Source organism: Amycolatopsis japonica (genome assembly GCF_000732925.1).
Lineage (GTDB): Bacteria > Actinomycetota > Actinomycetes > Mycobacteriales > Pseudonocardiaceae > Amycolatopsis > Amycolatopsis japonica.
This window is the reverse complement of the sequence record NZ_CP008953.1, coordinates 7,620,929-7,644,361: the sequence shown is the minus strand read 5'-3', so window position 1 is coordinate 7,644,361 and position 23,433 is coordinate 7,620,929. Positions and strand designations below refer to the sequence as shown.

The 23,433-nt window shown below is 70.1% G+C and carries 21 protein-coding genes; 17 read left to right on the top strand and 4 right to left on the bottom strand.

What is annotated here, in order from left to right:
• Positions 1-28 precede the first annotated feature (28 nt).
• Positions 29-277, top strand: coding sequence for a hypothetical protein (locus tag AJAP_RS35235; RefSeq protein ID WP_038519615.1), 249 nt, complete (start codon positions 29-31; stop codon positions 275-277).
• 187 nt (positions 278-464) lie between these two features.
• Here AJAP_RS35235 and AJAP_RS35230 read toward each other — a convergent pair whose 3' ends face one another.
• Positions 465-1,151: a M23 family metallopeptidase gene (locus AJAP_RS35230; RefSeq protein WP_038519612.1), complete on the bottom strand. Its 687-nt coding sequence runs from the start codon at positions 1,149-1,151 to the stop codon at positions 465-467.
• A 587-nt stretch (positions 1,152-1,738) separates the two neighbouring features.
• On the opposite strand from AJAP_RS35230, the gene AJAP_RS35225 reads away from it, so the two are divergent.
• The 9 genes from AJAP_RS35225 (at position 1,739) to AJAP_RS35185 (ending at position 12,090) form a co-directional block, all read left to right on the top strand.
• A complete protein-coding gene (locus tag AJAP_RS35225) occupies positions 1,739-3,565 on the top strand; it encodes a hypothetical protein (RefSeq protein WP_084098434.1) in 1,827 nt (608 codons plus the stop codon).
• A complete protein-coding gene (locus AJAP_RS35220; protein ID WP_038519606.1) occupies positions 3,562-3,921 on the top strand; it encodes a hypothetical protein in 360 nt (119 codons plus the stop codon). The genes AJAP_RS35225 and AJAP_RS35220 overlap by 4 nt, the downstream gene beginning before the upstream one ends.
• Before the next feature lie 117 nt (positions 3,922-4,038).
• Positions 4,039-5,208, top strand: a complete 1,170-nt coding sequence (sucC, locus tag AJAP_RS35215) for an ADP-forming succinate--CoA ligase subunit beta (protein ID WP_016331197.1) — start codon at positions 4,039-4,041, stop codon at positions 5,206-5,208.
• Between the two features lies 1 nt (position 5,209).
• Complete coding sequence (sucD, locus tag AJAP_RS35210) at positions 5,210-6,097, top strand: succinate--CoA ligase subunit alpha (protein ID WP_005165134.1); 888 nt, start codon at positions 5,210-5,212, stop codon at positions 6,095-6,097.
• A gap of 310 nt (positions 6,098-6,407) precedes the next feature.
• Positions 6,408-7,217 (top strand): DUF5336 domain-containing protein, encoded by an 810-nt coding sequence (locus tag AJAP_RS35205; RefSeq protein ID WP_038519602.1) that lies wholly within the window; start codon positions 6,408-6,410, stop codon positions 7,215-7,217.
• A gap of 143 nt (positions 7,218-7,360) precedes the next feature.
• Positions 7,361-8,833 carry a cell division protein PerM gene (locus AJAP_RS35200; protein WP_038519599.1) on the top strand — a complete coding sequence of 491 codons (1,473 nt, stop codon included), beginning with the start codon at positions 7,361-7,363 and terminating at the stop codon, positions 8,831-8,833.
• A gap of 76 nt (positions 8,834-8,909) precedes the next feature.
• A complete protein-coding gene (gene purN, locus AJAP_RS35195) occupies positions 8,910-9,527 on the top strand; it encodes a phosphoribosylglycinamide formyltransferase (RefSeq protein WP_038519596.1) in 618 nt (205 codons plus the stop codon).
• Positions 9,524-11,086: a bifunctional phosphoribosylaminoimidazolecarboxamide formyltransferase/IMP cyclohydrolase gene (gene purH, locus AJAP_RS35190; protein WP_038519593.1), complete on the top strand. Its 1,563-nt coding sequence runs from the start codon at positions 9,524-9,526 to the stop codon at positions 11,084-11,086. The genes purN and purH overlap by 4 nt, the downstream gene beginning before the upstream one ends.
• 227 nt (positions 11,087-11,313) lie before the next feature.
• The gene (locus AJAP_RS35185; protein WP_038519591.1) at positions 11,314-12,090 is read left to right on the top strand and encodes a hypothetical protein; all 777 of its coding nucleotides are present in this window, start codon (positions 11,314-11,316) and stop codon (positions 12,088-12,090) included.
• On the opposite strand, the gene AJAP_RS35180 is transcribed toward AJAP_RS35185, so the two are convergent.
• Both AJAP_RS35180 and AJAP_RS45265 read right to left on the bottom strand, forming a co-directional pair.
• Positions 12,087-12,791 carry an SRPBCC family protein gene (locus AJAP_RS35180; RefSeq protein ID WP_038519589.1) on the bottom strand — a complete coding sequence of 235 codons (705 nt, stop codon included), beginning with the start codon at positions 12,789-12,791 and terminating at the stop codon, positions 12,087-12,089. The two genes, AJAP_RS35185 and AJAP_RS35180, sit on opposite strands and share 4 nt — an antisense overlap.
• A 126-nt stretch (positions 12,792-12,917) precedes the next feature.
• Positions 12,918-13,865: a cold-shock protein gene (locus AJAP_RS45265; RefSeq protein ID WP_038519586.1), complete on the bottom strand. Its 948-nt coding sequence runs from the start codon at positions 13,863-13,865 to the stop codon at positions 12,918-12,920.
• A gap of 240 nt (positions 13,866-14,105) precedes the next feature.
• Here AJAP_RS45265 and AJAP_RS35170 point away from each other — a divergent pair, with 240 nt between their 5' ends.
• From AJAP_RS35170 to AJAP_RS35160, 3 genes are read left to right on the top strand one after another with little or no spacing between them, the layout of a single operon-like run.
• Positions 14,106-14,591 (top strand): pyridoxamine 5'-phosphate oxidase family protein, encoded by a 486-nt coding sequence (locus tag AJAP_RS35170; RefSeq protein ID WP_038519583.1) that lies wholly within the window; start codon positions 14,106-14,108, stop codon positions 14,589-14,591.
• A gap of 11 nt (positions 14,592-14,602) precedes the next feature.
• Positions 14,603-15,043, top strand: a complete 441-nt coding sequence (locus AJAP_RS35165; protein ID WP_038519580.1) for a VOC family protein — start codon at positions 14,603-14,605, stop codon at positions 15,041-15,043.
• Between the two features lie 58 nt (positions 15,044-15,101).
• Complete coding sequence (locus AJAP_RS35160; protein ID WP_038519579.1) at positions 15,102-16,448, top strand: DUF6351 family protein; 1,347 nt, start codon at positions 15,102-15,104, stop codon at positions 16,446-16,448.
• A 61-nt stretch (positions 16,449-16,509) separates the two neighbouring features.
• Here the strand turns inward: AJAP_RS35160 and AJAP_RS35155 are convergent, their stop codons facing one another.
• Positions 16,510-17,334, bottom strand: a complete 825-nt coding sequence (locus AJAP_RS35155; RefSeq protein WP_038519576.1) for a hypothetical protein — start codon at positions 17,332-17,334, stop codon at positions 16,510-16,512.
• 228 nt (positions 17,335-17,562) lie between these two features.
• Between AJAP_RS35155 and AJAP_RS35150 the strand changes: the two genes are divergently transcribed.
• From AJAP_RS35150 to AJAP_RS35140, 4 genes are read left to right on the top strand one after another with little or no spacing between them, the layout of a single operon-like run.
• Entirely contained in the window at positions 17,563-18,237 is a 675-nt protein-coding gene (locus AJAP_RS35150) for a hypothetical protein (protein ID WP_038524473.1), read from the top strand.
• Entirely contained in the window at positions 18,234-19,844 is a 1,611-nt protein-coding gene (locus tag AJAP_RS35145) for a DNA polymerase Y family protein (RefSeq protein ID WP_228694730.1), read from the top strand. Before AJAP_RS35150 ends, AJAP_RS35145 begins: the two co-directional genes overlap by 4 nt.
• Before the next feature lie 2 nt (positions 19,845-19,846).
• Positions 19,847-19,999: a hypothetical protein gene (locus tag AJAP_RS44445; protein ID WP_167551727.1), complete on the top strand. Its 153-nt coding sequence runs from the start codon at positions 19,847-19,849 to the stop codon at positions 19,997-19,999.
• Positions 20,000-20,002: 3 nt separating this feature from the next.
• Complete coding sequence (locus AJAP_RS35140; RefSeq protein WP_038519573.1) at positions 20,003-23,359, top strand: error-prone DNA polymerase; 3,357 nt, start codon at positions 20,003-20,005, stop codon at positions 23,357-23,359.
• Positions 23,360-23,433 lie beyond the last annotated feature (74 nt).

Sequence of the window (23,433 nt, the reverse complement as noted above, 5' to 3'; positions counted from 1 at the left end):
ACCGGATCGGGGTCCGGAACCGCCGGAAGTGCTCAGGCTGGTCGCGGCCTGGCGCGCGTTACTGCGGGCACACGAACCGGACGGGGCCGGACGGTGTGTCGTATGCGGGCACGCGCGGCGATGGCTGTTCGGGCCGCGGCCAGCCGGGTACCGCACACGTTCCCGGAGACTTTTCGCCGGATGGCGGCCGATCGAACGGCGCCCGGCCGGTCTCTGCACGGTCTGGCAGATCGCCGTGGGGTACTTCGTCCGGAAGCTGCCGGACGGCGTCGCCTGAGGGCTTTGAGAGCCCGGAAAATCACCTGGGCTTCGCCCCGGAGGACCTACGACGCTTCGTGATGCCCTCGAAGGGGGAAGCGGAGGTCCTGAAGGCGCGCCTGAGCGTCATTGCCCGGCGCGCCCTCGTCACAGACGGGATCACCGGTGTGGTGAGAAAAGGTGATGCGGGGAAGAGCGAGGCTCGATCAGCCGACGCTCACGCCACGGGCGGCGAGCCACGGGCGCGGGTCGATCTTCTTCGTGCCGTTCTGCCACACCTCGAAGTGCAGGTGCGGGCCGGTGCTCTGGCCGCGGTTGCCGACCTCGGCGATCTCCTCGCCGCACTTGACCTTCTGGCCTTCGCGGACGGAGAAGGAGTTCATGTGGCCGTAGACGTGGACGGTGCCGTCGGCGAGCTGGACCTTGACCCAGAGGCCGAAACCGCTGGCGGGGCCCGCTTCGATGACCGTGCCGTCGGAGGCAGCGACGATCGGCGTGCCGATCGGGGCCGCGAGGTCGATGCCGAGGTGGCTCGTGCCCCACCGGGCACCGAAGCCCGAGGTGAAGGTGCCCTTGGTCGGCATGCAGGTCTTGGGGCGCTTTGCCTCTTCTTCGGCCTTGCGGGCCGCTTCGGCCTCACGCTTCACGCGGGCCTGGGTGATGCTGTTGTTGTCCGAGAGCTTCTGGGCCTCGGCGGAGGCGTTCGTCGACTGGCTCGTCGGCAGCAGTTCGGGGGCGCCACCACCGGCTCCACCACCGAGGGCGAACGAGGCGCTCGCGTCCTGGGTGCTGGCCAGCGGGGTGACGGCGGCGTCGGAGGATTCCGAAACGGACTTCAGGGTCTGCCCGGCAGCGGCGGCCGCGAAGGCGCCGGCAGCGACGGCTGCGACCACGACACGGCCGCGAAGGGCCGAGGACGGGGGCGACAGGCGGTGCGAGCCCCGGACGCGAACGACCGCACCATCGAGTGCGTTCTCGAGCGCCGGGGAAGGAGCTTGGCCGCCGGGGGAGCGGTGTGAAGCCAAGACGGGGCCTTCCATAGTTCGGGGAGTCGGATCAAGAGCCCGGGCGGGGGATCCCGGTGAACGACCTCGGGGGTGGTTCGTTCGGTGCTCTCATTCGTGATCTGACTGTAATGGGGACCCCGGGACAGTAACGAAGCGGCACCCCGGTGAGCAAGATCTGACGGCGCTCTCGGCCGATCGGGCGACGGAGATCTGGCCGTTGTCCAGTGAGGATTACCCAAAGTTAAACCAGGTTTACTCACAACCGTGTGACTTGCGTTACAGGTTCGAGGGGCCGTTCGGGGGTACCGGGCGGCCGGGAAGGGGGCGAACGAGGGAAATAACCGGTTGCCCGACGGTGTTGAAGGGTCCTTACCCGGACTAGGCCGAGCCAGTCACGGCGAGGGAGGCCTTCGGTCACGCTGGTTCCCCTGCTGCCGGGCCTGGCCGGACTCGGCTTGCTAGCGTCGCCGTCGATGACTTCGCGCTCACGGCACCCTGGTGACGAATCCACCGGGCAAGCCGTCCCCGGGACCGCTTCCGCCGACCTTCTCCGGAGCGAACCGGGCGCCCGCCCGCGAGCGCTCGTGCTGTCGGCGGGGCTGGTGGCGGCCGGTGCGGTCGCGCTGGCCGCCGGCGCGCTGATGCCCGTCGTCCGGGGTGGTTCGGCCGGGTTCACCGCCGCTCCCTTGCTGGTCGTGCTGGCCTTGGCGCCCGCGGCGGCCGTGCTCTACGCACTGGTCTCCGGGCGCTCCGGGCTCACGGCGGGCCTGGTGCTCGGGCTCACCGCGCTCGCGCCCGGGCGGCTGCTGCTGGATCTGCAACTGCTCGCGGACGGCTCCCTGGCCGCGCGTCCGGAGCTGTTCCTGGCCGACAGGCTGCTCGCGATGCCGCAGGCCGGGCCGGGACTGTGGCCGCTGGTGGCGGGGCACCTGCTCACCCTCGCGGCCGGGGCCTTCGCCGCCGGGGCCGCCCGCGACGAGGCGGAACTGGCGGGTGAACTCGACGGACGGCGCCGCTGGCGGTTGCTCGGGCCCGTGCTCGGTGTGGCGGGCGGGGTCGGTCTGCTGCTCGCGCCGTTCGGTTCGGGCAACGCGTACCTCCTGGCCAAGAACGCCTTCGAGGGCCCGACGGTCGCGATGGCCGGGTATCTGCTGCTCGCGGCCTTGCTTCCGCTGACAGTGCTCGTGGCCGTGAGCTCGCCCTCGGCCGGGGTCGGCAAGGGCGGCTTCGCGGGCGCGGGGCTGGCGGCGCTCGCGGTCGGTGTCCCGCCGGTGGTCGCGGGACTGGTCGTGGACCGGCTTTCGGTCGCGCCGGGTTCGGTGGTGGTGACCATCGCCGGTCTGGCGCTGGTCGGGCTGGCCTTCACGCGGTTCGACGTCGCGGAAGCGGACGAGACCGTCACCGGTGACCTGGCCGGCGAAGCCAGGCTGCCCGGGCTGTTCTGGTGGCGGCTCGCCACCGGAGGCCTGGCGTTGCTGGCCGCCGGTGCCGCGGCCGCGGGCGCGCTGGCCCCGGTGCTGAAGGCCAACGGTCCGACGCCGGTCCCCGAGACACCCGTGCGCTGGCTGCTGCTCGGTGCCGCCGTCGTGCTCGCCGTGCCCGCGCTGTTCGTCTTCGTGCCGCGGCTCTCGGCGTTCGCCAGGGGAGTCGTCGCGGCCACGTGGGCGGGCGTCGTCCTCGCGGGCGCGGCGGTGCTGAGCGCGGCCTTGTCCGTGACCGAGGACAAGGCCGTCGACCCGGCGCTGTTCGGGGTCGACCTGCCGGTGCCGTTGCCGGACAAGGTCGGCTACTCGGCGGGCGCCGGGGTCACCTGGACGTTCATCGCGCTCGTGCTGGCCGCGCTCGCCGCGCTCGCCGCGGTGATCACCGGCGTCGTGGAACGCGACGACTCCGATGAAGAGACCGACGAAACGCGCGTGAGCGGGACCGTGCTCACCCCGGTCGTCGCGGCCGCGGTGCTGGCGATCGCCGCGTTCGGCACGCCGGTGTTCGGCGCGCCCGGCTACACCGCCCCGGGACTGTGGTCGAACTTCGGCGCGGCGTCGTGGGGCCTGCTCGGCGCGCTGGCCGTCGTTCTCGGTCTGTACGCGCTCGTCCCGCGTTCCCGGCCGGTCGCCGCGGCGTCCGCACTGGCCGGGGCCGCGCTGGTGCTCGGCCTGCGCGCGGCGGAACTGCCGCTCGTCGGCGCGGAGTACGAGGGCTCGTCGGCAGGGGTGGGGTTCTGGCTCGCGCTGGGCGGCGCCGTCGTCACCCTCGTCGCGGCCGGCATGGCCGTCGCGGGTTCACGGCGGGCCGGATGACCCGTCATCTCCTTCGGGTCGTGCTGGCCGAGTTCGGTGTCGAGGAAGGTTCGGCGGTCGCGCTCGGCAGGTTGCTGCGCGACGAAGGCGTCGAGGTCGTCTACGCCGGACGTCTCGACACCGTCGAACAACTCGTCAGGACGGTCGAACAGGAGGATCCGGACATCCTCGGGATCCTGCGTGGCGCGAGCGAACCGGAAGGGCTCGCCGAAACGCTCCCCGGCGTTCTGCTCTTCGCGGTCGGTAACGGCCCGAGCGGGTTCGACAACGCCTTCGAAAGCCAGGAAGACGCGGCGAACTGGGTCTCCGGTGTGCGGTCTCACACCGTGGAAACACCGTCTGACCGCGTACGGTGACCGACTTCACCAGGTGCGGAGTCCCCTGCTTCTGCGCAGGTCGCTAACCTCGACTGGTCCGACAGCGCGGTCCGGCAACGGACCACCACAGTGGCGTGTCGTCAGGAGACTGGAGTAGTGGACCTCTACGAGTACCAGGCGAGGGATCTCTTCGCCGCCCACGGAGTACCGGTTCTGCCGGGTGCCGTGGCAAACACCCCCGAAGAAGCCAAGGCCACCGCCGAGAAGATCGGCAACCAGGTCGTCATCAAGGCGCAGGTCAAGACCGGCGGCCGCGGCAAGGCCGGCGGCGTCAAGCTGGCCCAGACGCCGGACGAGGCCGCGGAAAAGGCCGAGGCGATCCTCGGTCTCGACATCAAGGGCCACATCACGCGTCGCGTGCTGGTGGCCGAAGCCTCGGACATCGCCGAGGAGTACTACTTCTCCTTCCTGCTGGACCGTGCGAACCGCACCTTCCTCGCGATGGCTTCGGCCGAAGGTGGCGTGGAGATCGAGCAGCTGGCCGTCGAGCGCCCCGAAGCGCTCGCGAAGATCCCGGTCGACGCGATCGCCGGTGTCGACAAGGCGAAGGCCGTCGAGATCCTGACCGCGGGCAAGTTCCCGGAGAAGGTCGTCGACGAGGCCGCCGACGTCGTCGTGAAGCTCTGGGAGACCTTCGTCTCCGAGGACGCGACCCTGGTCGAGGTCAACCCGCTGGTCCGTGACCCGCAGGACAAGATCATCGCCCTCGACGGCAAGGTCACCCTCGACGAGAACGCGTCGTTCCGTCAGCCGGGCCACGAGGCCCTGGTCGACAAGGACGCGGAGAACCCGCTCGAGGCGAAGGCCAAGGCCAAGGACCTCAACTACGTCAAGCTCGACGGCGAGGTCGGCATCATCGGCAACGGCGCGGGCCTCGTGATGTCCACGCTGGACGTCGTGGCCTACGCGGGCGAGAAGCACGGCGGCGTCAAGCCCGCCAACTTCCTCGACATCGGCGGCGGCGCTTCGGCCGAGGTCATGGCGGCCGGTCTGGACGTCATCCTCAACGACACCGACGTGAAGAGCGTCTTCGTCAACGTCTTCGGTGGCATCACCGCTTGCGACGCGGTCGCGAACGGCATCGTCGAGGCGCTGAAGATCCTGGGCGACGAGGCCACCAAGCCGCTCGTCGTGCGGCTGGACGGCAACAACGTCGTCGAGGGACGTCAGATCCTTGCCGACGCGAACCACCCGCTGGTCACCGTGGTGGACACAATGGACAACGCGGCCGACAAGGCCGCCGAGCTCGCCGCGGCAGGTGCGTGAGATGTCGATCTTCATCAACGAGAACAGCAAGGTCATCGTCCAGGGGCTCACCGGCTCCGAGGGCATGAAGCACGCGACCAAGATGCTGAAGTCCGGCACGAACATCGTGGGTGGCGTCAACGCCCGCAAGGCCGGTCAGACCGTCTCCATCGAGGGCAAGGACCTCACCGTGTTCGGCACGGTCGAGGAGGCCATCAAGGAGACCGGCGCCGACGTTTCGGTCATCTTCGTGCCGCCGAAGTTCGCCAAGGACGCGGTCATCGAGGCGATCGACGCCGAGATCCCGCTCGCCGTGGTGATCACCGAGGGCATCCCGGTGCACGACTCCGCCTACTTCTGGGCGCACGCCGTCGCGACCGGCAACAAGACCCGCATCATCGGGCCGAACTGCCCCGGCGTGATCAGCCCCGGCAAGTCGAACGCCGGCATCATCCCGGCCGACATCACCGGCGCGGGCCCGATCGGCCTCGTGTCGAAGTCGGGCACGCTGACCTACCAGATGATGTACGAGCTGCGTGACATCGGTTTCTCGACCGGTGTCGGCATCGGCGGCGACCCGGTCATCGGCACGACGCACATCGACGCCCTCGAGGCGTTCGAGGCCGACCCCGAGACCAAGGTCATCGTGATGATCGGCGAGATCGGCGGCGACGCCGAAGAGCGCGCCGCGGCCTACATCAAGGACAACGTGACGAAGCCGGTCGTCGGCTACGTCGCCGGCTTCACCGCGCCCGAGGGCAAGACCATGGGCCACGCCGGCGCCATCGTCTCCGGCTCCTCCGGCACGGCCGCCGCGAAGAAGGAGGCCCTCGAGGCCGCCGGCGTCAAGGTCGGGAAGACCCCGAGCGAGACCGCCGTCCTGGCGCGCGAGCTGTACAACAGCCTCTGATCCTTCGGAGACTGAGCTTTCCCCGGCGGGCCGGGCACCCTCACCGGTGCCCGGCCCGCCTCTTTTCGCCCCGGATCGCGTTTAGCCCGCGAAACGCACGTCCGCGGTCGACCTGCGGTTCGCGGGCTAAACGCGATCCGACGGTCGGGAAGGGGTTCCGCCGGGAACCTGATCGGGTGTACAGACGTCTCAGAGCCCGAGGCGTGGGGTGTCCGCGTGTGCGCTAGCGTTCGAGCATCACAGCCGCCTCGTTTGTCCCGGGAGTCCCGCGCGCCCCGGGGTGCCGGTCGAACGACAGGAGAGCATTCGGATGTCCTATCCCAGCGGTGGGCCCGGCTACCCCCAGCAGGGTGGCGGCCAGCAACACCCCAACCCCGCCTCGGGGGCCTTCCCGCAGCAGCAGGCGCCGTCACCGGCCGCCCCGCTGAACCTGGCGTTGCTGCTCGCGCTCGCCGTCACCGTCCTCGGCCTGGTGCAGTTCTTCATCGGTTTCTCCGACGAGGCCGACGCCGCCGGACAGATCTCGGTCTTCCTCCTGGTCAGCGGTCTGCTCGCGGCCCTGCACGCGCTGCCGCGTGGCCCGAAGACGCTGCCGTTCGCCGCGTTGTTCAGCGTCATCGGCGCCTTCGGCGCGCTGGACCTGGTCATCGGCTACGGGAGCGGCCGTGAGGACGTCTCGGTCCCGGGCATCCTCACCGTGGTGCTGATCCTCGGCATCCTGCAGATGCTGGTCGCGGTCGCCGCGCTGCTCTTCGAACACGACGTCATCAAGCTGCCCGCCGCGAAGCCGCAGCAGCAGGCGCCGCAGGCCCCGTACAGCCAGCAGTTCCCGCAGCAGGGCCCGCAGGGTCCGTTCGGCCAGCAGGGTCAGCAGGGCCCGGCCGCCACGCAGGTCCAGCCGTTCCCCGGCGCGGGCCAGCAGGGGCAGCAGCCGGGCGAGCAGTCCGGTCCGTTTTCGCAGCCGGGCGGATTCCAGCCGCCGGTGACGCAGCCGCCGGGCCAGCAGGCCACGACGTACGCGCCGCAGCAGGGCCAGTTCTTCCAGCAGCCGCCGTCCTCGTCGTCGGAGTCGGGCCAGAACCCGGGCACGCCGCCCGGCGGTTTCGGCCAGCAGAGCTGACCTGCCGAACGCGAAAGCACCCGCTGTGACTCTCCGTGTCACAGCGGGTGTTTTTCTTTTCCGGGGTACCCGACCGGGTGGGTTGGGCCACGTGCCCCGGCCGGCGGCGGCGTGCCTCACCCGGACGGCCCAGTCCGGATGTCATGGTGCGGTTCATGAAGCTGCTCACCCGCGACGAACGCCCGCCGGGCGAAGAGCCGGTGAGCGACCTCGTCCCCGAGCTGGAGGTCTCCAGGGCGAAGCGGGTTCGTGTGTTGCTCGCCGCCGCCTGCGCGCCCTTGCTCTTCTCCTATACCGCCCTCGCTGCCGTGCTCGCGGTGGTCTCGTTCGCCGCCGACCGGACCCGGTTCTCCGCCACCGGCGCCCTGCTCGCCGCCGGCCCCGGCTGGCTCGCCTCGTGGCAGGTGGAACTCGACCTCGGCGGTCATCCGCTCGGCGTGCTGCCGCTGCTGCCGACGCTCGCCGTCGGCTGGCTCGTGGCGAGGGCGGCCGCGCGCGCCGCCCGCCGCGTCGGCGGCCGGACCCCCGCGGACGCCGTCCCGGTGGTGACGGTGATCGCCGGGGCGCACGCGCTGTTCGGCGTGCTGATCGCCCTGGCGGCCGGTGGGTCGCCGATCGACGTGAACCCGCTGACCGCTTTCTGCGTGCCGGGCCTCCTCGCGGGGCTCGCCGCCGTCGCCGGAGTCGCCAAGGTCTGCGGGCTTCCGGCCGTGGTCCGGGACCGGTTCGACCCGGTGGCCGTCCACGGCCTGCGGGCGGGCGCACTCGGCCTCGCCGCGCTCATCGCCTGCGGCGCCGTGGTGTTCACCGCGGCCACCGCGCTGTCGTGGTCCACTGTGGACAGTCTGTTCGAGCCGGGCTTCGGTGCGAGCTTCGGCCTGTTCGTGCTCTCCGTGGCCTACCTGCCGAACGCGGTCGTCGCCGCGCTGTCGTTCACCACCGGGCCCGGTTTCTCGGTCGGCTCGCTGACCGTCGGCATGTTCGGCTACCAGGAAGGACAGGTGCCCGGGGTGCCGGTGCTGGCGGGGATCCCGTCGCACCACGCCGTCTGGTGGCCCGCGTTGCTGCTCCTGCCCGCGCTGGTCGGTGCGCTGGTCGGCTGGCGGATCCGCGCGATCGACGAGGATCCGATGCTGCGGATGCGGGCGGTCGCCGTCGCGGGCGCGCTGGTCGCCTTCGGCTGCGTCATCCTCGGGACCGTCTCCGGCGGCAGGCTCGGCGACGGGCCGTTCGACCCGGTCAGCGTGCCGGTCGGCGTCGCGTCCGTGATCGCCTTCTGCTGGATCGTCGTCCCCGGCGGGTTCGTCGCGTTCTTCGCCGGACCGCACGAGGCCCCCGCACCGCCGGGTGAACCCGACGTCGAAGAGATCGCCGAAGTCGAGGAAGAACCGGCTGAGGAACCCGAGGCGGAAACACTCGAAGAAGCGGCGCTCGACGAAGAGGCCGAAGCGGAACTCGCCGCGGAGCTGGGCGAGGACACCGACGAGGTCCCGGCGGAATCGGAGCCCGAAACCGAGCCCGAGCAGGACGATGTCGTCGACGGTGCCGATGATGACGCTGTGACCGAGTCCACCGACGGGTCCGGCGACGAAAGCGCCCCCGGCGACGACCGTTAGGGTTGTCGCGACCAGGTGAAGCGCCGTACGCCCGAGTGCGTACCGCCGTGGCAAGGAGCCCGTTCTGGCTAGTCGGTTGGACCTGCCCACTCCGGTGAAGCTCGTCGTCCTCGCGTCCGGTTCCGGCACGCTGCTGCAAGCCGTGCTCGACGCCGTCGAAAAGCCGAACTTCCCGGCGAAGGTGGTCGCCGTCGGGGCGGACCGCACCGGGGTCGCGGCGCTGACCAGGGCCGAACGCGCCGGCGTGCCGTCGTTCACCGTCCGGATGGCCGACCATCCGGACCGCGCGGCGTGGGACGAGGCGATCACCGAAGCCGTTGCCGCCTACCAGCCGGACCTGGTCGTCTCCGCGGGGTTCATGAAGATCCTCGGCGCCGAATTCCTCGCGCGGTTCCCCGGCCGCGTGATCAACACGCATCCGGCCCTGCTGCCGTCGTTCCCCGGCGCGCACGCCGTGGCCGACGCGCTGGCGATGGCCGTCAAGGTCACCGGGTCGACGGTCCATTTCGTCGACGCCGGGGTCGACACCGGGCCGATCATCGCGCAGGAGCCGGTGATCGTGGAGCCCGAGGACGACGAGAACGTCCTGCACGAGCGGATCAAGGCCGTGGAACGCAGGCTCCTGGTGGAAACGATCGAGAAACTCGGCCGGAGCGGGTGCTCGGTCGAGGGACGAAAGGTGAGGTTTTCGTGAGTACCGCACAGGGACAGCGTCCCGTCCGGCGCGCGCTGATCGGCGTCTCGGACAAGGCCGGCCTGCTCGAACTCGCCACCGGGCTGCACGCGGCGGGTGTCGAGATCGTGTCGACCGGCGGCACGGCGAAGGTCATCGCGAACGCCGGGGTGCCGGTGACGCCCGTCGAAGAGGTCACCGGGTTCCCCGAGTCCCTCGACGGCCGGGTCAAGACGCTCCACCCGCGCGTGCACGCCGGTCTGCTGGCCGACCGTGACCGCCCGGAGCACGTCGAGCAGCTCAAGCAGCTCGACATCGCGCCGTTCGACCTGCTCGTGGTCAACCTGTACCCGTTCACGCAGACCGTCGCCTCGGGTGCGAGCCTCCAGGACTGTGTCGAGAACATCGACATCGGCGGTCCGGCGATGGTGCGTGCCGCGGCGAAGAACCACAACAGCGTCGCCGTCGTGGTCGACCCGTCCCGCTACGAGTGGGTGCTGGAGCGCGTCGCGGCGGGCGGTTTCGAACTGGCCGACCGCAAGCGGCTCGCCGCGCAGGCCTACGCGCACACGGCGGCGTACGACACCGCCGTCGCCGCGTGGTTCGCCAACGTCTACGCGCCCGCGGACGACTCCGGCTTCCCGGACTTCACCGGCGCTTCGTGGGAGCGCGGCGACGTGCTGCGCTACGGCGAGAACCCGCACCAGAAGGCCGCGCTGTACAAGCACTGGCGGCCCGGCCTCGCGCACGCGGAACAGCTGCACGGCAAGGCCATGTCGTACAACAACTACGTCGACACCGACGCCGCGCGCCGCGCCGCCTACGACTTCGACGCCCCGGCCGTCGCGATCATCAAGCACGCCAACCCGTGCGGGATCGCGGTCGGCGAGGACATCGCCGAGGCGCACCGGAAGGCGCACGCGTGCGACCCGGTCTCGGCCTACGGCGGGGTGATCGCGACCAACCGGCCGGTGAGCCGTGAGGCCGCCGAGCAGATCTCCGAGGTGTTCACCGAGGTCGTCCTGGCACCGGACTTCGACACCGAGGCGCTCGAGATCCTGCAGCGCAAGAAGAACGTGCGGCTGCTGAAGCTGCCCGCGATCACGTCGCCGGATCCGATCGAGTTCCGGCCGATCTCGGGCGGCATGCTGGTGCAGACCGTCGACACGATCGCCGCCGAGGGCGACGACCCGGCGAACTGGACCTTGGCGACCGGCGCGCCCGCCGACGAGCGGACGCTGGCCGACCTCGAGTTCGCGTGGCGTTCGCTGCGCGCGGTGAAGTCGAACGCGATCCTGCTGGCGAATGACGGCGCGACCGTCGGCGTCGGCATGGGCCAGGTCAACCGGGTCGACTCTTCGCGTCTCGCGGTCTCGCGGGCCGGGGATCGGGCGAAGGGCTCCGTCGCCGCTTCGGACGCCTTCTTCCCGTTCCCGGACGGGCTCGAGGTCCTGCTGGCGGCCGGCGTCCGCGCCGTCGTCCAGCCGGGCGGCTCGATCCGCGACGCCGAGGTCATCGCCGCCGCCGAGGCCGCCGGGGTCACCCTGTACCTCACCGGCACGCGGCACTTCGCCCACTGAGCCGACCTGCGTTTAGCGGGCTAAACGCGATCCGTGCGCGGACCTGCGTTTAGCCCCCTAATCGCGATCCGGGGGTGCCCGCGGGCGTTCCCGGTGCCCGGGTCCTGGGGGTTCGTGCCATGCTGGCCCCGGATCGCGTTTAGCCCGCGAAACGCAGGTCCGGGCGCGTGTCGCCTTTAGCGGGCTAAACGCGACGCGGACGTAAGTGAGTCGCCAGGGGAGGATCGGTGCACCAGCCGCCGCAGGGGTACGGCCAGGGGCCGGGTTACGGCCCGCCGCCTGGGCAGGGAGGGCAGCCGGGCTACGGACAGCAGCCGGGTTACGGCCAGCCCGCCGGTCCCGGATACGGTCCGCCGCCCGGCTATGGCCCGCCCGGCTACGGGCAGCCGCCCAAGAAGAAAAAGACCGGGCTGATCGTCGGCGTGATCGTGGGTGTCGTGGTCCTTCTCGGGCTGGGCATCCCCGGCGCCATCTTCGGGTCGGAGTACTACTCCTCGGTCGGCAAGGCGCCAGTGTCGCAGCAGCCGCCCGCCGAGTGCGCCGTCTCCCCGGAGCTGCTGAACAAGACGTTCACCACCAGCTTCCAGGGCGTCCGCGACAACGAGATCAAAGCGGGCGAGATCGTCACCAAGCAGCAGGGCTGTTCCTGGCTGCCGCCGGAGAGCGACAACGTCCACGACCGCGCCCTCCAGGTCATGGTGTACCGCCACGAGGGCCCGGACGCCGAGAAGCGCGCGGCCGAGTCGTCCACCGGATCGGCCGCGCCGTCCGAGCGCCAGCAGCAGGTCCAGGGCATCGGGGAGAAGGCGGTCCTCGTCTCCCTCGACACCGACAGCGCCTTCAGCGGCGCCGAGCTGCGGGTCATCCAGGGCGTGTACGTCGTCCTCGTCACCTACAAGGGCTGGGACAAAGGGTTCTTCACGAACTCGCCGATCCCGCCGGCGGAGTCCGCTGAAGTGGCGAAATCCGTGGGCGCCGAACTCGTGAAGAACCTGCCCCGCTAGGCGTACAGGCCGTTCAACCAGGCTGTCCACGCCTTCGCGGCTTTGTCCGCGTCGGCGTCTTCGGCGAACAGGTGGTGCCCGATGCCCACAAGCCAGCCCCAGACGTTCCGGCCGTAGAAGCGGTACAGCGCGTCTTCGGTCCGGACGCCGATGAAGGCCGGCGTCAGGTAGTCGACGACACCTTCGACGTCGGCGACTTCGAGATGCACCCGGTCGCCTACGGCCTTCGCGCCTAGAGCCGCCTTCACGGTCTCGAACGCCTCCGGAGCCTTCGACGCGTCGGGCGCATCGGCCTTGAAGTACTTCGCCTGACGCCGGTTGAAGTGCGTCAGGTACTCGCCCAGCGAGTGGTGGTAGAACGCCGTGTGCTGCTCGCACGCGTCGTATTCGACGTCCCAGTCGTCGAGGACGGTGGTGTGCTCGTAGCGCAGGTACGTGCCTCCGTCTTTCGGTTCGAGGACGTATTCGAGCGTGTTGAACCAGCCGGTCTCGTCTTCCGCGTACGTGACGAAGCGCCGCGACGGCTTCCAGACGGTCACCATGCCGCCGTTGGGGGTGAGGCCGGACTCGGCGCCGCCGTCGTGGGGTTCGTACTGGATCGGCCAGAGCCAGCCGCCGCTGGCGGTGGTGATCGCGGCCCAGGTGTCGGCGGGGGTGGTGGGCATGAAGCCCTCGAAGCGGACCTCGGATTCCTTCGCCATGACTGTCCTCTCTCTTGTGTCTTCATGAGAGCGACGCCTGGCCAGGGGCGCTTTCGACAACCGGATCGCATTTAGCTCGCTACGACTACCGCCGGGAAGTGATCAGCCTTCGGTGGGGCCGCCTCCTCAGAGGCGTTCGATGCGGTCGGCCTGCGGGCCCCGGTCGCTCTGACGCACCGTGTACCGGACCCGGTCACCCTTCTGCAGCGGCTCCGATCCCATGATCACGGACACGTGGGCGAAGAGATCGTCGCCGCCTGCGTCCGGGGTGATGAAGCCGAAGCCGCGGTCGGCGTCGTAGCGCGCGACGACGCCCTCGCCGCCTCGTACAGGCACGTCCCGCGTCGCCGACCCCGCGGCCGAGGCAGGCGCCGACCGCTGCGGCGACGGCTGGGGCTCGGTGCCCCGGACCAGGTGCACGTCGCGGGCCTGCGGGCCCTTGTCTCCACTGGTCACCTCGTAGGCGACGCGGTCGCCCTCCGCGAGCCACGTCAGCCCCTCGGCCAGGGCCCGGGCGTGAACGAAGACGTCCCCGGCGCCGGAGTCGGGGTTGATGAAGCCGAAGCCCTTGTCCTCGTCGTACCAGGCCACCGTGCCGTCGGCACCGTCCGCGATACCGGCCGCGGCGGGTGAGCCGGCCCCTGCTCCCAGCGGGATCACGTGCCCGGCCTGCGGTCCGCGCTCGCCTTCGACGATCAGGAAGGCCACCCGCTGCCCCTCGGTGACCACACCGCCGGTCACGATGGCGGAGCTGTGCACGAAGATGTCGGCGCCGCCGCCGTCCGGCGACGCGAAGCCGTACCCCTTGCCCGGCTCGTACCAGTTGATGGTGCCGAGCAGACCCACGGCGCTGCCGGTGGCCGCATCGGCGGTGACGCGAACGCGCAGCGCCTGGGGCCCGCGGTCGTTCTCGCCGACCTCGAACACGACGGCCTGACCCTCGCGGAGCATCTTCGCGCCGCCGTCCCCGACGATCTCGGAGGCGTGCACGAACACGTCCGGCGAGCCGTCCTCGGGCGCGAGGAAGCCGAAACCCCGTTCGGCGTCGAACCAACGGACGGTCCCTTGCGGCATAAAAGGCTCCAGGTCGAGAGGGCGGGTACTGGCCCCCAGTCTCTCTGACGGACCTCCGGTCCGTCGGGCCGGGCCCACAGGCGGGCGGTGCGGAGCCAGGGGCGGGCCGTTGGTTCACGCCGAGTTCCGAGACCAGGCCTATAGGTGAAGTGACGCAGGTCACATTTCGGGATGTCGAAGTGCGGCGGACAGCGGCGTCCCCGGGGTGTCCGCGAAGACGGCGAACCCGAGGAGAGAGACATGCGGCAGAGCACGATCGACGAGATCCTGAACCGCCCGTACAGCCAGGAGCTCCTGGCCCGTGACATGGCCCGGCTGGCCTACACCGCGTCCGACGGCACGCCGCGGGCGATCCCGATCAGCATCCACTGGAACGGCAAGGAGATCGTCATGTGCACCTCGACGAACGCGCCGAAGCTGCACTCGCTGCGCCGCAACCCGGCCGTCGCGCTGACGATCGACACCGAATCGCACCCGCCGAAGATCCTGCTCCTGCGCGGCACCGTCGAGCTGGACCACGTCGACGGCATCCCCGACGAGTACATGCAGTGGAACGGCACCTACGAGATGACGCCGGAGCAGCGGGCCGAATGGGAAGAGAACGTGAAATCGCTCTACGAGAGCATGGTCCGCATCGTGATGACCCCGACCTGGGTCAAGCTCATCGACTTCGAGGAAACACTGCCCACCGCCGTCGAAGAGCTCATCCGCCGTCAGAGCGCCTGAAAGGAGCGATCATGAAGCTGGAACACATCGGTGCCGTCGTCCACGACCTCGAAGCGGCCAAGGCGTTCTTCCTCGCGCTCGGTCTCGAATTGGAAGGCGAGGCGTCGCTCGAAGGCGACACGGTCGATCGCATCACCGGGTTGAAAGGGGTCCGGACGGATATCGCCGTGCTGCGGCCGCCGGACGGCCACGGCGGAGTGGAGCTGATCAAGTACCACACGCCGGAAGGGCCGGAAGGTGATCCGCACGCGCCGATGAACACGCCCGGTATCAGTCACTTCGTGTTCTCGGTGGAGGACATCGACGCGACCCTCGAGCGGTTGCGGCCGCACGGCGCCACGCTCGTCGGCGAGCTGGTGCGCTACGAGGACAGCTACCGGCTCTGCTACGTGCGCGGCCCGGAGGGGATCGTCGTCGAGCTGGCGGAAGCGCTCGTACGCCCGGAAGCGTAGGCGAGAAGCCGCGTCTCGACGGATTCCCGCGACGCCCCGCGCTGCCAGCATTTGCGCCATGACACTGACAGGAATCCTGGCCGCCGCGCTGATCGTCACCGGTGCGCCCGCCATCGGCACGGACGACGTCCACGTGCACACCGGAACGATCGACGGTGCCCGGTACCGGGTCGAGGTGCCGTCGAACTGGAACGGCAAGTTGTTGCTGTACAACCACGGGATCTATCCGCCGGGCTACGTTCCCGAGGAGATCGAACTCGCCAACCGGGCGGAGGCGAAACCCGTTCTCCTCGGCGAGGGGTACGCGTTGGCCGCGTCGCTCTACAGCAAGCCGAACGGCTTCTCGGCCCGCGAAGCCGTTCACGATCAGACGGCACTGCTGTCCTGGTTCGACCACAACGTCGGCCGCCCGGAGCAGGTGCTCACCTGGGGAGCTTCCGGCGGCGGGCTCAACGCGGTCCTGCTGTCCGAGCGGCTCCCGCACCGGATCGACGGCGCGCTGGCGATGTGCGGTCCCGTCGCGGGTGGTTCCGCGTTGTTCGGCCAGTCGCTCGATCTGGGGTTCACGGTCCGGACGCTGCTGGCGCCCGAACTGGAGATCGTCCGCATCGCCGACCCGGGGGCGAATCTGGCGAAAGCCCATCAGGTGATCGCGAAGGCGCTGGAATCACCCGATGGACGGGCGCGGCTCGCTCTCGCCAACGCGTTCGCCGACGTCCCCGGCTGGTCGACGGCGCATCATCCCCGTTCCGCCGATGTCGCCGAGCAGATCCGTCAGCAGACGAAGTTCGTCCAGGCGGTCTACGACCAGCTGGTCTGGGGTGCGCACCGGGCCGATCTGGAGACGCAGGCAGGCGGGAATCCGACCGGGAACACCGGTGTGGACTACCGCGGCCTGCTCGCCCGGTCCAGTGAACGCGGCCTCGTGGACCAGGCCTACCGTGACGCGGGCCTGGACCTCGACGCCGACTTGGCGCGGCTCGCGACCGCGCCGCGGGTCGAGGCCGACAAGGCCGCCGCCCGATGGCTCGGCCGCGTCGGGACACCGACGGGGCGCGGTCGTCAGCCCGTCGTCACGCTGCATCCGATCGGGGACGGCGTCGCCCCCGAACACGAGCGGACCTACGGCGACCGCGTCGATCCCGGCCGGATCCGGCAGCTGTTCGTGAATCGGGGCGGGCACTGCCAGCACACCGCCGCGGAAGAACTGACGGCGTTGCGCGTGCTGCGGGACCGCGTCGAAACCGGTCGCTGGCCTTCGACGTCACCGGAACGCTTGAACGCCGAGGCGAACCGGTTCGGCCCGGAGTTCCGCTTCCTCTACGACTGGCTGCACGCTGAGCCGGGGACCGCCGCACCCGCTTTCCGGCGGTATCACCCGGATCCGCTTCCCCGTGCCGTCTGAGATCGGCCGGGTCTCGTGAGTGGCAAGGACGGTTCTGACCGTCCTTGCCACTCACGAGGCTTCATTCGCCGTGGTAGCGCAGGCCGGTGCGCTTCAGGACGACCCAGCGTTCACCGGGCCGGTCCGCCACGACCGGATACCACCGCGGCGCGACCGCGTCGGTCAGTTCGCCACCTCGTTCGATGAGGGAACTCACCGCCGGTTCGCCCACCACGATGAGCGCGGACCAGTCGACGTGCGCCAGCAGGTCGTCCTCGGTGACGCCGAACCGTTCCTCCAGAACCATGACCAGGTCGTGCCCGCTGTCCGGGCCGGACTGGACTTCGCTGACGTCGGGCACTTCTTCGACGATTACGGGTTCGACCTGATCGAGGTCGTAGTCGTCTTCATCTTCTTCGTCGTCTTCGCGTTCTTCGGACCAGACGTGGTGATCGAGCCGCGAGATGCTGTTGCTCAGGTCGAAGGCCTGTTCGTCGGTCATGCACAGCGTCACGGTCTGCCCGTCGGTCAACGTGAACGTCAGTTCGGCCTCCGGGTAACCGCTGGTGCCGGGCTCCGCCTCGACCATGCCCGCCACGGTCCCGGCCAGCGCGGTGGGCGCCGGGCTCGTGTGCCAGTCCAGCGACGGCAGGTTCGCGGCCATCTCCAGCACGCAGGTCGCGGCGGTCCAGAACGCGTCCTTGTCCCGGAAGTCCTTGCGGCTGCTGGTCAGTGTCCGGCCGCCGCCCAGCGGCTCGGTGCGGGCGTCCACCCGGCCCCGCCCGGTCCCGTTCTCCCACATCGCGGTGACCGTGACCCGGTTGGCCAGGCGTTTGCGGTAGTTCTCGATATGGCCTTCCCTGGCGAGTTCCCAGCCGTTCACCGTCTCGGGCCAAGCGTCGTCCACTGCGGTTTTCCTTTCCTGACGGGAAGACCCCCGGTCTCGGACGTGACAGGTCCGGTGATCGTTCCGGCTCGCTTGACAAGCGCTGCGCCACCCGGTCTACTGGAGTCATCGAACAAGCGTTCGAAGTGCCGCCTTCCCCGTGGCACGCCGGTGCCGTCCACAAAGGACGGTCTAGGTGTCGTGGGGAGGCGAGGTCCGGTGACAGCGGAGGTGGTCGAGGCGCGGGCCTTGCCGTTGGCGAGGCTGGCGGCTTTGCCAGGAGTGAGCACGGCCAGTGGCGTGGCTTCCGCGGCCGAACACGCGAGGACGACGGGAAGGGTGCTCCCGGTGTCCCCGGCGTTGTCCGGTCTGCTGCCCGCCGCGGGGCTCCGGCGCGGGAGCACCGTTTCGGTGCTGGGGTCCACGTCACTGATGCTCACCCTGCTGGCCGCCGCGACCGCCGGCGGTGCGTGGGCGGTCGCGGTCGGCCTGCCCACGCTCGGGGTGGTCGCCGCCGCGGAACTCGGGGTCGAGGTGGGCAGGCTGGCGCTGGTCCCCCGTCCCGGTGCCGAGTTCCCGGCGGTGACCGCGGCCTTGCTGGACGGTTTCGATCTCGTGGTCGTCGGTCCGGGGCTCGCCCGGCCCGACGTGGCGAGAAGGCTGTCCGCCCGCGCGCGCAACCGTGGTTCGGTGCTGCTTTCGCTGGGTTCCTGGCCCGGTGCGGAAGTCGAGCTGAGCTGTCGTCGTTCGCATTGGACGGGTTTCACCGGCGGCGGTGCGGGCTATCTGCGCGCTCGTGAGGTGGAAGTGCGGGCGGGCGGCCGGGGTGCGGCCGCCCGGCCGATGTCGGCCTTGCTGCGCTTTCCCGGCGAGGGCGAGGTCGAGCGGGCCGAGTTCCCCACGACCAAGTGGGGGACGGCATGAACCCGCCGGTGCGCATGCTCGTCCTGTGGTGCCCGGACTGGCCCGCGGTCGCCGCCGCGGCCGTCGCGGGCGAACCCGTCGGCCGCCCGGCCGCGGTCTTCTCGGCGAACCGCGTGGTCGCCTGCACCGCGGTGGCCAGGGGCTACGGCGTCCGCCGCGGGATGCGGCGGCGCGAGGCCCAGTCCTGCTGTCCGGAGCTGGCGGTCTTCGGTGAGGACGAAGGTCGCGACGCCCGGCTCTTCGAATCCGTCGCACGGGCGGTGGAAGAGCTGGCCGTCGGCGTCGAAGTGGTACGCCCGGGGATCGTCGCCGTCCCGGTCGACGGCGCGGCCGGTTACTTCGGCGGTGAGCACGGCCTCCTCGAAAGACTGGTGGACGAGGTGTCGGTGGCGGCGGGAGTGGAGAGCCAGGTCGGCGTGGCCGACGGCCTGTTCGCCGCGACGCTCGCCGCCCGCCGTTCGACGCTGGTCGAACCCGGTGGGACGGCGGAATTCCTGGCCCCGCTGCCCATCCGCGAACTCGACCAGCCCGAGGCGGGCCGCGCCGAGCTGGTCACCTTGCTCAAGCAGCTCGGTCTGCAGACGCTGGGTGCCTTCGCGGCGCTCGGTGAAAGTGATGTCTCCGCGAGGTTCGGAATGGAGGGGGTGCTCGCGCATCGGTTGGCACGAGGACGGTCCGAACGTCCGCCGTCGCGCCGCCGTCCGCCACCGGAACTCTCGCTCGCGAAGGCGTTCGATCCGCCGATCGACCGGGTCGACGCCGCCGCGTTCGTGGCGAAAGGGCTCGGCGAACGCTTCCATGCCGGGCTCGCCGCGTACGGGCTGGCCTGCACCCGGCTCGGCATCTACGCCACCACCGAGACCGGCGAGCAGCTCGGCCGCGTGTGGCGTTGCGCCGAACCGCTGACGCCACTCGGCGTCGCGGACAGGGTGCGCTGGCAGTTCGAAGGCTGGCTGAAAGCCAAAGATCGCCCCCATTCCGGGGTCGTCCGGCTGCGGCTGGAGCCGGAGGAGACGGTCGAAGGCCGGTCGCTGCAGCTCGGGTTGTGGCAGGCGGGTGCGGCGGGGGTGCTGCGGCCGTCCACCGAGGACGAGGACCTGTCCGGCGAGCGCGCCGGTCGCGCCCTGGTACGGGTGCAGGGATTGCTCGGCCCGGAGAGCGTCTTCACCGCGGTGCTCGACGGCGGCCACGGCCCCGCCGAGCGGGCCCGGCTGGTGCCGTGGGGTGACAGGCGGGAGAAGACGGCGCAGGCGGACGCGAACTGGGCCGGGAGGCTCCCGTCGCCTTCCCCGGCGACGGTGTTCGCCCGGCCGGTGCCCGCCCAGGTGCTGGACGAAAGCGGGCGCGTCGTGGAGATCACCACGCGGCGCCGGGTCACCGCCGCGCCGTGTTTCGTGAGCTTCGAGGGCGGTGAGCCGCGCGAGGTCCTCGCTTGGGCGGGGCCGTGGTTCGTCGGTGTCCGGGCCGGCGCGGGCCATGCCCGGTCGGGGACGCGGATGCGGTTGCAGGTGCTGCTGGCCGACGGGCAGGACGCCGAGGAAGCGGTGCTGCTCCGCTTCGAGCATCACAAGAATCCGATGTGGACACTGGAAGGGAAGTACGACTGAACATGGACGAGGAGTACACGCGGCTGGTGCGGCGATGGCTGGAGGAGCCGGCCATCCCGGTGCAACGTGCGGAACTGGAAACGGCCTGGGCGGCGTGCGTCCCGCGCGCGGAAGTGTTCGTCCCCGCGCCGAGAAGCTCGACCGAGAACCGGTGACCGATGGGCTGGAACAATCCTCCACGGCCGTGGAAGGACCTCGCCCGCGAGCTCGCGGGTGAGGTGTCACCGCCCGGCGATGGCGGTGACAGCCCCGCGTGGAGTGCCAAGCGGCAGGGCTACCAGCGGCCCGCGGATCTGGCCGGGCTGATCGGTGACGACGACGGCGCCACCGCGCGCCGGATGCCGTACGCCGAACTGCACTGCCATTCGAACTTCAGCTTTCTCGACGGCGCGAGCCATCCCGAGGAACTGGTGGAGGAAGCCGCACGGCTGGGCCTGGACGCGATCGCGCTCACCGATCACGACGGCATGTACGGCGTGGTGCGTTTCGCCGAAGCGGCGAGGGAACTGGGCGTGCACACCGTTTTCGGCACGGAGCTCAGTTTCGGGCTGTCCGGCCCGCAGAACGGGTTCGCCGATCCCGAGGGCGAGCATCTGCTCCTGCTGGCCAAGCAAAAGGACGGTTATCTGAGCCTGAACCGGGCGATCACCGCCGGTCAGCTGCACGGCTTCGACCGGCGGTCGTTGTCCCCCAAGGAAAGGGCGGAGAAGGGCAGGCCGGTCTACGACCTGCGCGCGGTCGCCGAAGAGGTGCGCGGGAAGTGCGTCGTGCTCACCGGCTGCCGCAAGGGCGCGGTGCGCAAGGCACTCGTCACCGAAGGCCCTGCCGCGGCCGTGGTGCGGTTGAAGGAACTCATCGACTGCTTCGGCCGGGAAAACGTCTATGTCGAACTCATCGACCACAGCCTTCCCTTGGACAGCACGCACAACGACCTGCTGAGCGAGATGGCCGACGAGTTCGGCCTGCCGACGGTGGCGACCACGGCCGCGCACTACGCCCGGCCGGAGCGGGCGCCGCTCGCCGACGCGCTCAGCGCCATTCGCGCCCGGCGGGGGCTGGAGGACATGGAGGGCTGGCTGCCCGCCGCGGGGACGGCGTTCCTGCGGTCGGGGGAGGAGATGGCCGAGATCTTCGCGCGGTATCCGGGCGCGGTGCAGCGGGCGGCGCTGCTCGGGCGGGAGTGCGCGTTCGAACTCCACCACATCGAGCCGAAGCTGCCGCCGTTCGAGGTACCGGAGGGACACACCGAAGCGTCCTACCTCCGGGAACTCACTTACGAGGGCGCGAAGGAGCACGAGAAGAACAAAGACGCCGAGTACCGCGAGAAGGCCCGGAAGCTGATCGAGCACGAACTGGACATCATCGAAGAACTGGGTTTCCCCGGCTACTTCCTGATCGTCTGGGACATCGTGCGGTTCTGCCGGGAGAGCGACATCCTCTGTCAGGGCCGGGGATCGGCCGCGAACTCGGCGGTCTGTTACGCGCTCGGCATCACCAAGGTCGACGCCGTGCGCTACGGCCTGCTCTTCGAACGGTTCCTCGCCCCGGAACGCGACGGCTACCCGGACATCGACCTCGACATCGAATCCGATCGCCGCGAGGAGGCGATCCAGTACGTCTACCGGAAATACGGGCGGCTGAACACCGCGCAGGTGGCGAACGTGATCACCTACCGGGCGCGGTCCGCGGTCCGGGACGCGGCGCGGGCGCTGGGGTACTCGCCCGGCCAGCAGGACGCGTGGAGCAAGCAGATCGACCGCTGGGGTGCGTTGCGGGCCACGGAGAAGGACCACGATCACGATATCCCGGAAGAGGTCGTGGAGCTGGCTTGCGCGCTCGAAGACTTCCCCCGGCATCTGGGCATCCATTCCGGCGGAATGGTGATCTGCGAACAGCCGGTGAGCGAGGTGGTCCCGATCGAATGGGCCCGTATGGAGAATCGCAGTGTCGTGCAGTGGGAGAAGGACGACTGCGCCGCCGCCGGACTGGTCAAATTCGACCTGCTCGGGCTCGGAATGTTGTCGGCCCTGCACTATATGATCGATCTGGTTCGTGACCACAAAGGGGAAGAGGTCGACATCTCCGAATTGGATCTCAAGGATCAGAACATCTACGAAATGCTCTGCCGTGCCGACGCGATCGGCGTCTTCCAGGTGGAGAGCCGCGCGCAGCTGGCCACGCTGCCCCGCTTGCGCCCCAAGAAGTTCTACGATCTGGCGGTCGAGGTCGCGCTCATCCGGCCCGGGCCGATCCAGGGTGGTTCGGTGCATCCCTACATCCGGCGCAAGAACGGCCAGGAGAAATGGGATTTCGACCATCCGAAACTGGCCAACGCGCTGGGGAAGACGCTCGGCGTCCCGTTGTTCCAGGAACAGATGATGCAGATCGCCCTCGATATCGCCGATTTCACCCCGGCGGAGGCGGATCAGCTGCGGCACGCCATGGGTGCCAAACGTTCCGAACACAGGATGGAAAGGCTCAAACGACGTTTCCTCGAAGGTGCCGCGAGGAACGACGTCGACGGGGAGCTGGCGGAGAAGATCTTCGGCAAGCTCAAGGCCTTCGCGAATTTCGGCTTCCCGGAGAGCCACGCGCTGAGTTTCGCCCTGCTGGTGTTCGCGAGTTCGTACTTCAAGTACTACCACCCGGACGCGTTCCTGGCGGGTTTGCTGCGTGCGCAACCGATGGGGTTCTACTCGCCGCAGTCGCTGGTCGCCGACGCGCGGCGGCACGGAGTGCGGGTGCTCGGCCCGGACATCAACGCGAGCCTTCCGCACGCGACGCTGGAACCCTTGCCGGACGGGGGAGAACTGCTCGCCGTACGCGGCGGTCTGTCCACCGTGCGGATGATCGGCGAGAACTTGGCGCGGAAGATCGTCGAGGAGCGGGACCGCGACGGCCCGTTCGCGGATCTGGCGGAGGTCGCCCGGCGGGTACGGCTGACCAAACCGCAGGTCGAGGCGCTGGCCGCGGCCGGCGCGTTCGGTTGTTTCGGTGAGAGCAGGCGGAGCGCGCTCTGGGCGGCGGGCGCGGTCGCCGACGAAAGCCTGGAGAAGCTGCCGGGGCTGATCACCGGGGCCAAAGCGCCGATGTTGCCGGGGATGGACGAAATCGACATCGCGGCCGCGGACGTCTGGGCCACCGGGGTGTCACCGGACAGCTTCCCGACCCAGTTCATCCGGGAACACCTCGACGAACTCGGTGTCGTCACCGCGGCGGGCCTGCGCGAGATCCCGCACGGCGCCGAGGTGCTGACCGGGGGCGCCGTGACCCATCGCCAGCGGCCGGCGACCGCGGGCGGCGTCACCTTCATGAACCTCGAAGACGAGACGGGGATGATCAACGTCATCTGCACGATGGGCGTGTGGCAGCGCTATCACCGCGTCGCCCGCGGCAGTCCCGCGCTGCTGATCCGAGGCGTGGTCGAGCGCACCGGTGAGGTGGTGAACGTCCTCGCCGAACAGATCCGGCATCTGCCGTTGCGGATCACCGCCAAGTCCCGTGACTTCCGCTGAACCCTCTTGACGATCACCGGGGGGCTGTGCTGAAGTTGCGCCAGCGTCGCAGTGCACCCGGCAAAGAGACCGTC

Coding starts and splice junctions, on each gene's coding strand:
- sucD (WP_005165134.1), top strand. CDS start 5,210: ATGTCGATCTTCATCAACGAGAACAGCAAGGTCATCGTCCAGGGGCTC.
- AJAP_RS45265 (WP_038519586.1), bottom strand. CDS start 13,865: ATGCCGCAAGGGACCGTCCGTTGGTTCGACGCCGAACGGGGTTTCGGC.
- AJAP_RS35200 (WP_038519599.1), top strand. CDS start 7,361: ATGGTGCGGTTCATGAAGCTGCTCACCCGCGACGAACGCCCGCCGGGC.
- AJAP_RS35140 (WP_038519573.1), top strand. CDS start 20,003: ATGGGCTGGAACAATCCTCCACGGCCGTGGAAGGACCTCGCCCGCGAG.
- AJAP_RS35160 (WP_038519579.1), top strand. CDS start 15,102: ATGACACTGACAGGAATCCTGGCCGCCGCGCTGATCGTCACCGGTGCG.
- AJAP_RS35205 (WP_038519602.1), top strand. CDS start 6,408: ATGTCCTATCCCAGCGGTGGGCCCGGCTACCCCCAGCAGGGTGGCGGC.
- AJAP_RS35170 (WP_038519583.1), top strand. CDS start 14,106: ATGCGGCAGAGCACGATCGACGAGATCCTGAACCGCCCGTACAGCCAG.
- AJAP_RS35165 (WP_038519580.1), top strand. CDS start 14,603: ATGAAGCTGGAACACATCGGTGCCGTCGTCCACGACCTCGAAGCGGCC.
- AJAP_RS35220 (WP_038519606.1), top strand. CDS start 3,562: ATGACCCGTCATCTCCTTCGGGTCGTGCTGGCCGAGTTCGGTGTCGAG.
- AJAP_RS35225 (WP_084098434.1), top strand. CDS start 1,739: ATGACTTCGCGCTCACGGCACCCTGGTGACGAATCCACCGGGCAAGCC.
- AJAP_RS44445 (WP_167551727.1), top strand. CDS start 19,847: ATGGACGAGGAGTACACGCGGCTGGTGCGGCGATGGCTGGAGGAGCCG.
- AJAP_RS35145 (WP_228694730.1), top strand. CDS start 18,234: ATGAACCCGCCGGTGCGCATGCTCGTCCTGTGGTGCCCGGACTGGCCC.
- AJAP_RS35180 (WP_038519589.1), bottom strand. CDS start 12,791: ATGGCGAAGGAATCCGAGGTCCGCTTCGAGGGCTTCATGCCCACCACC.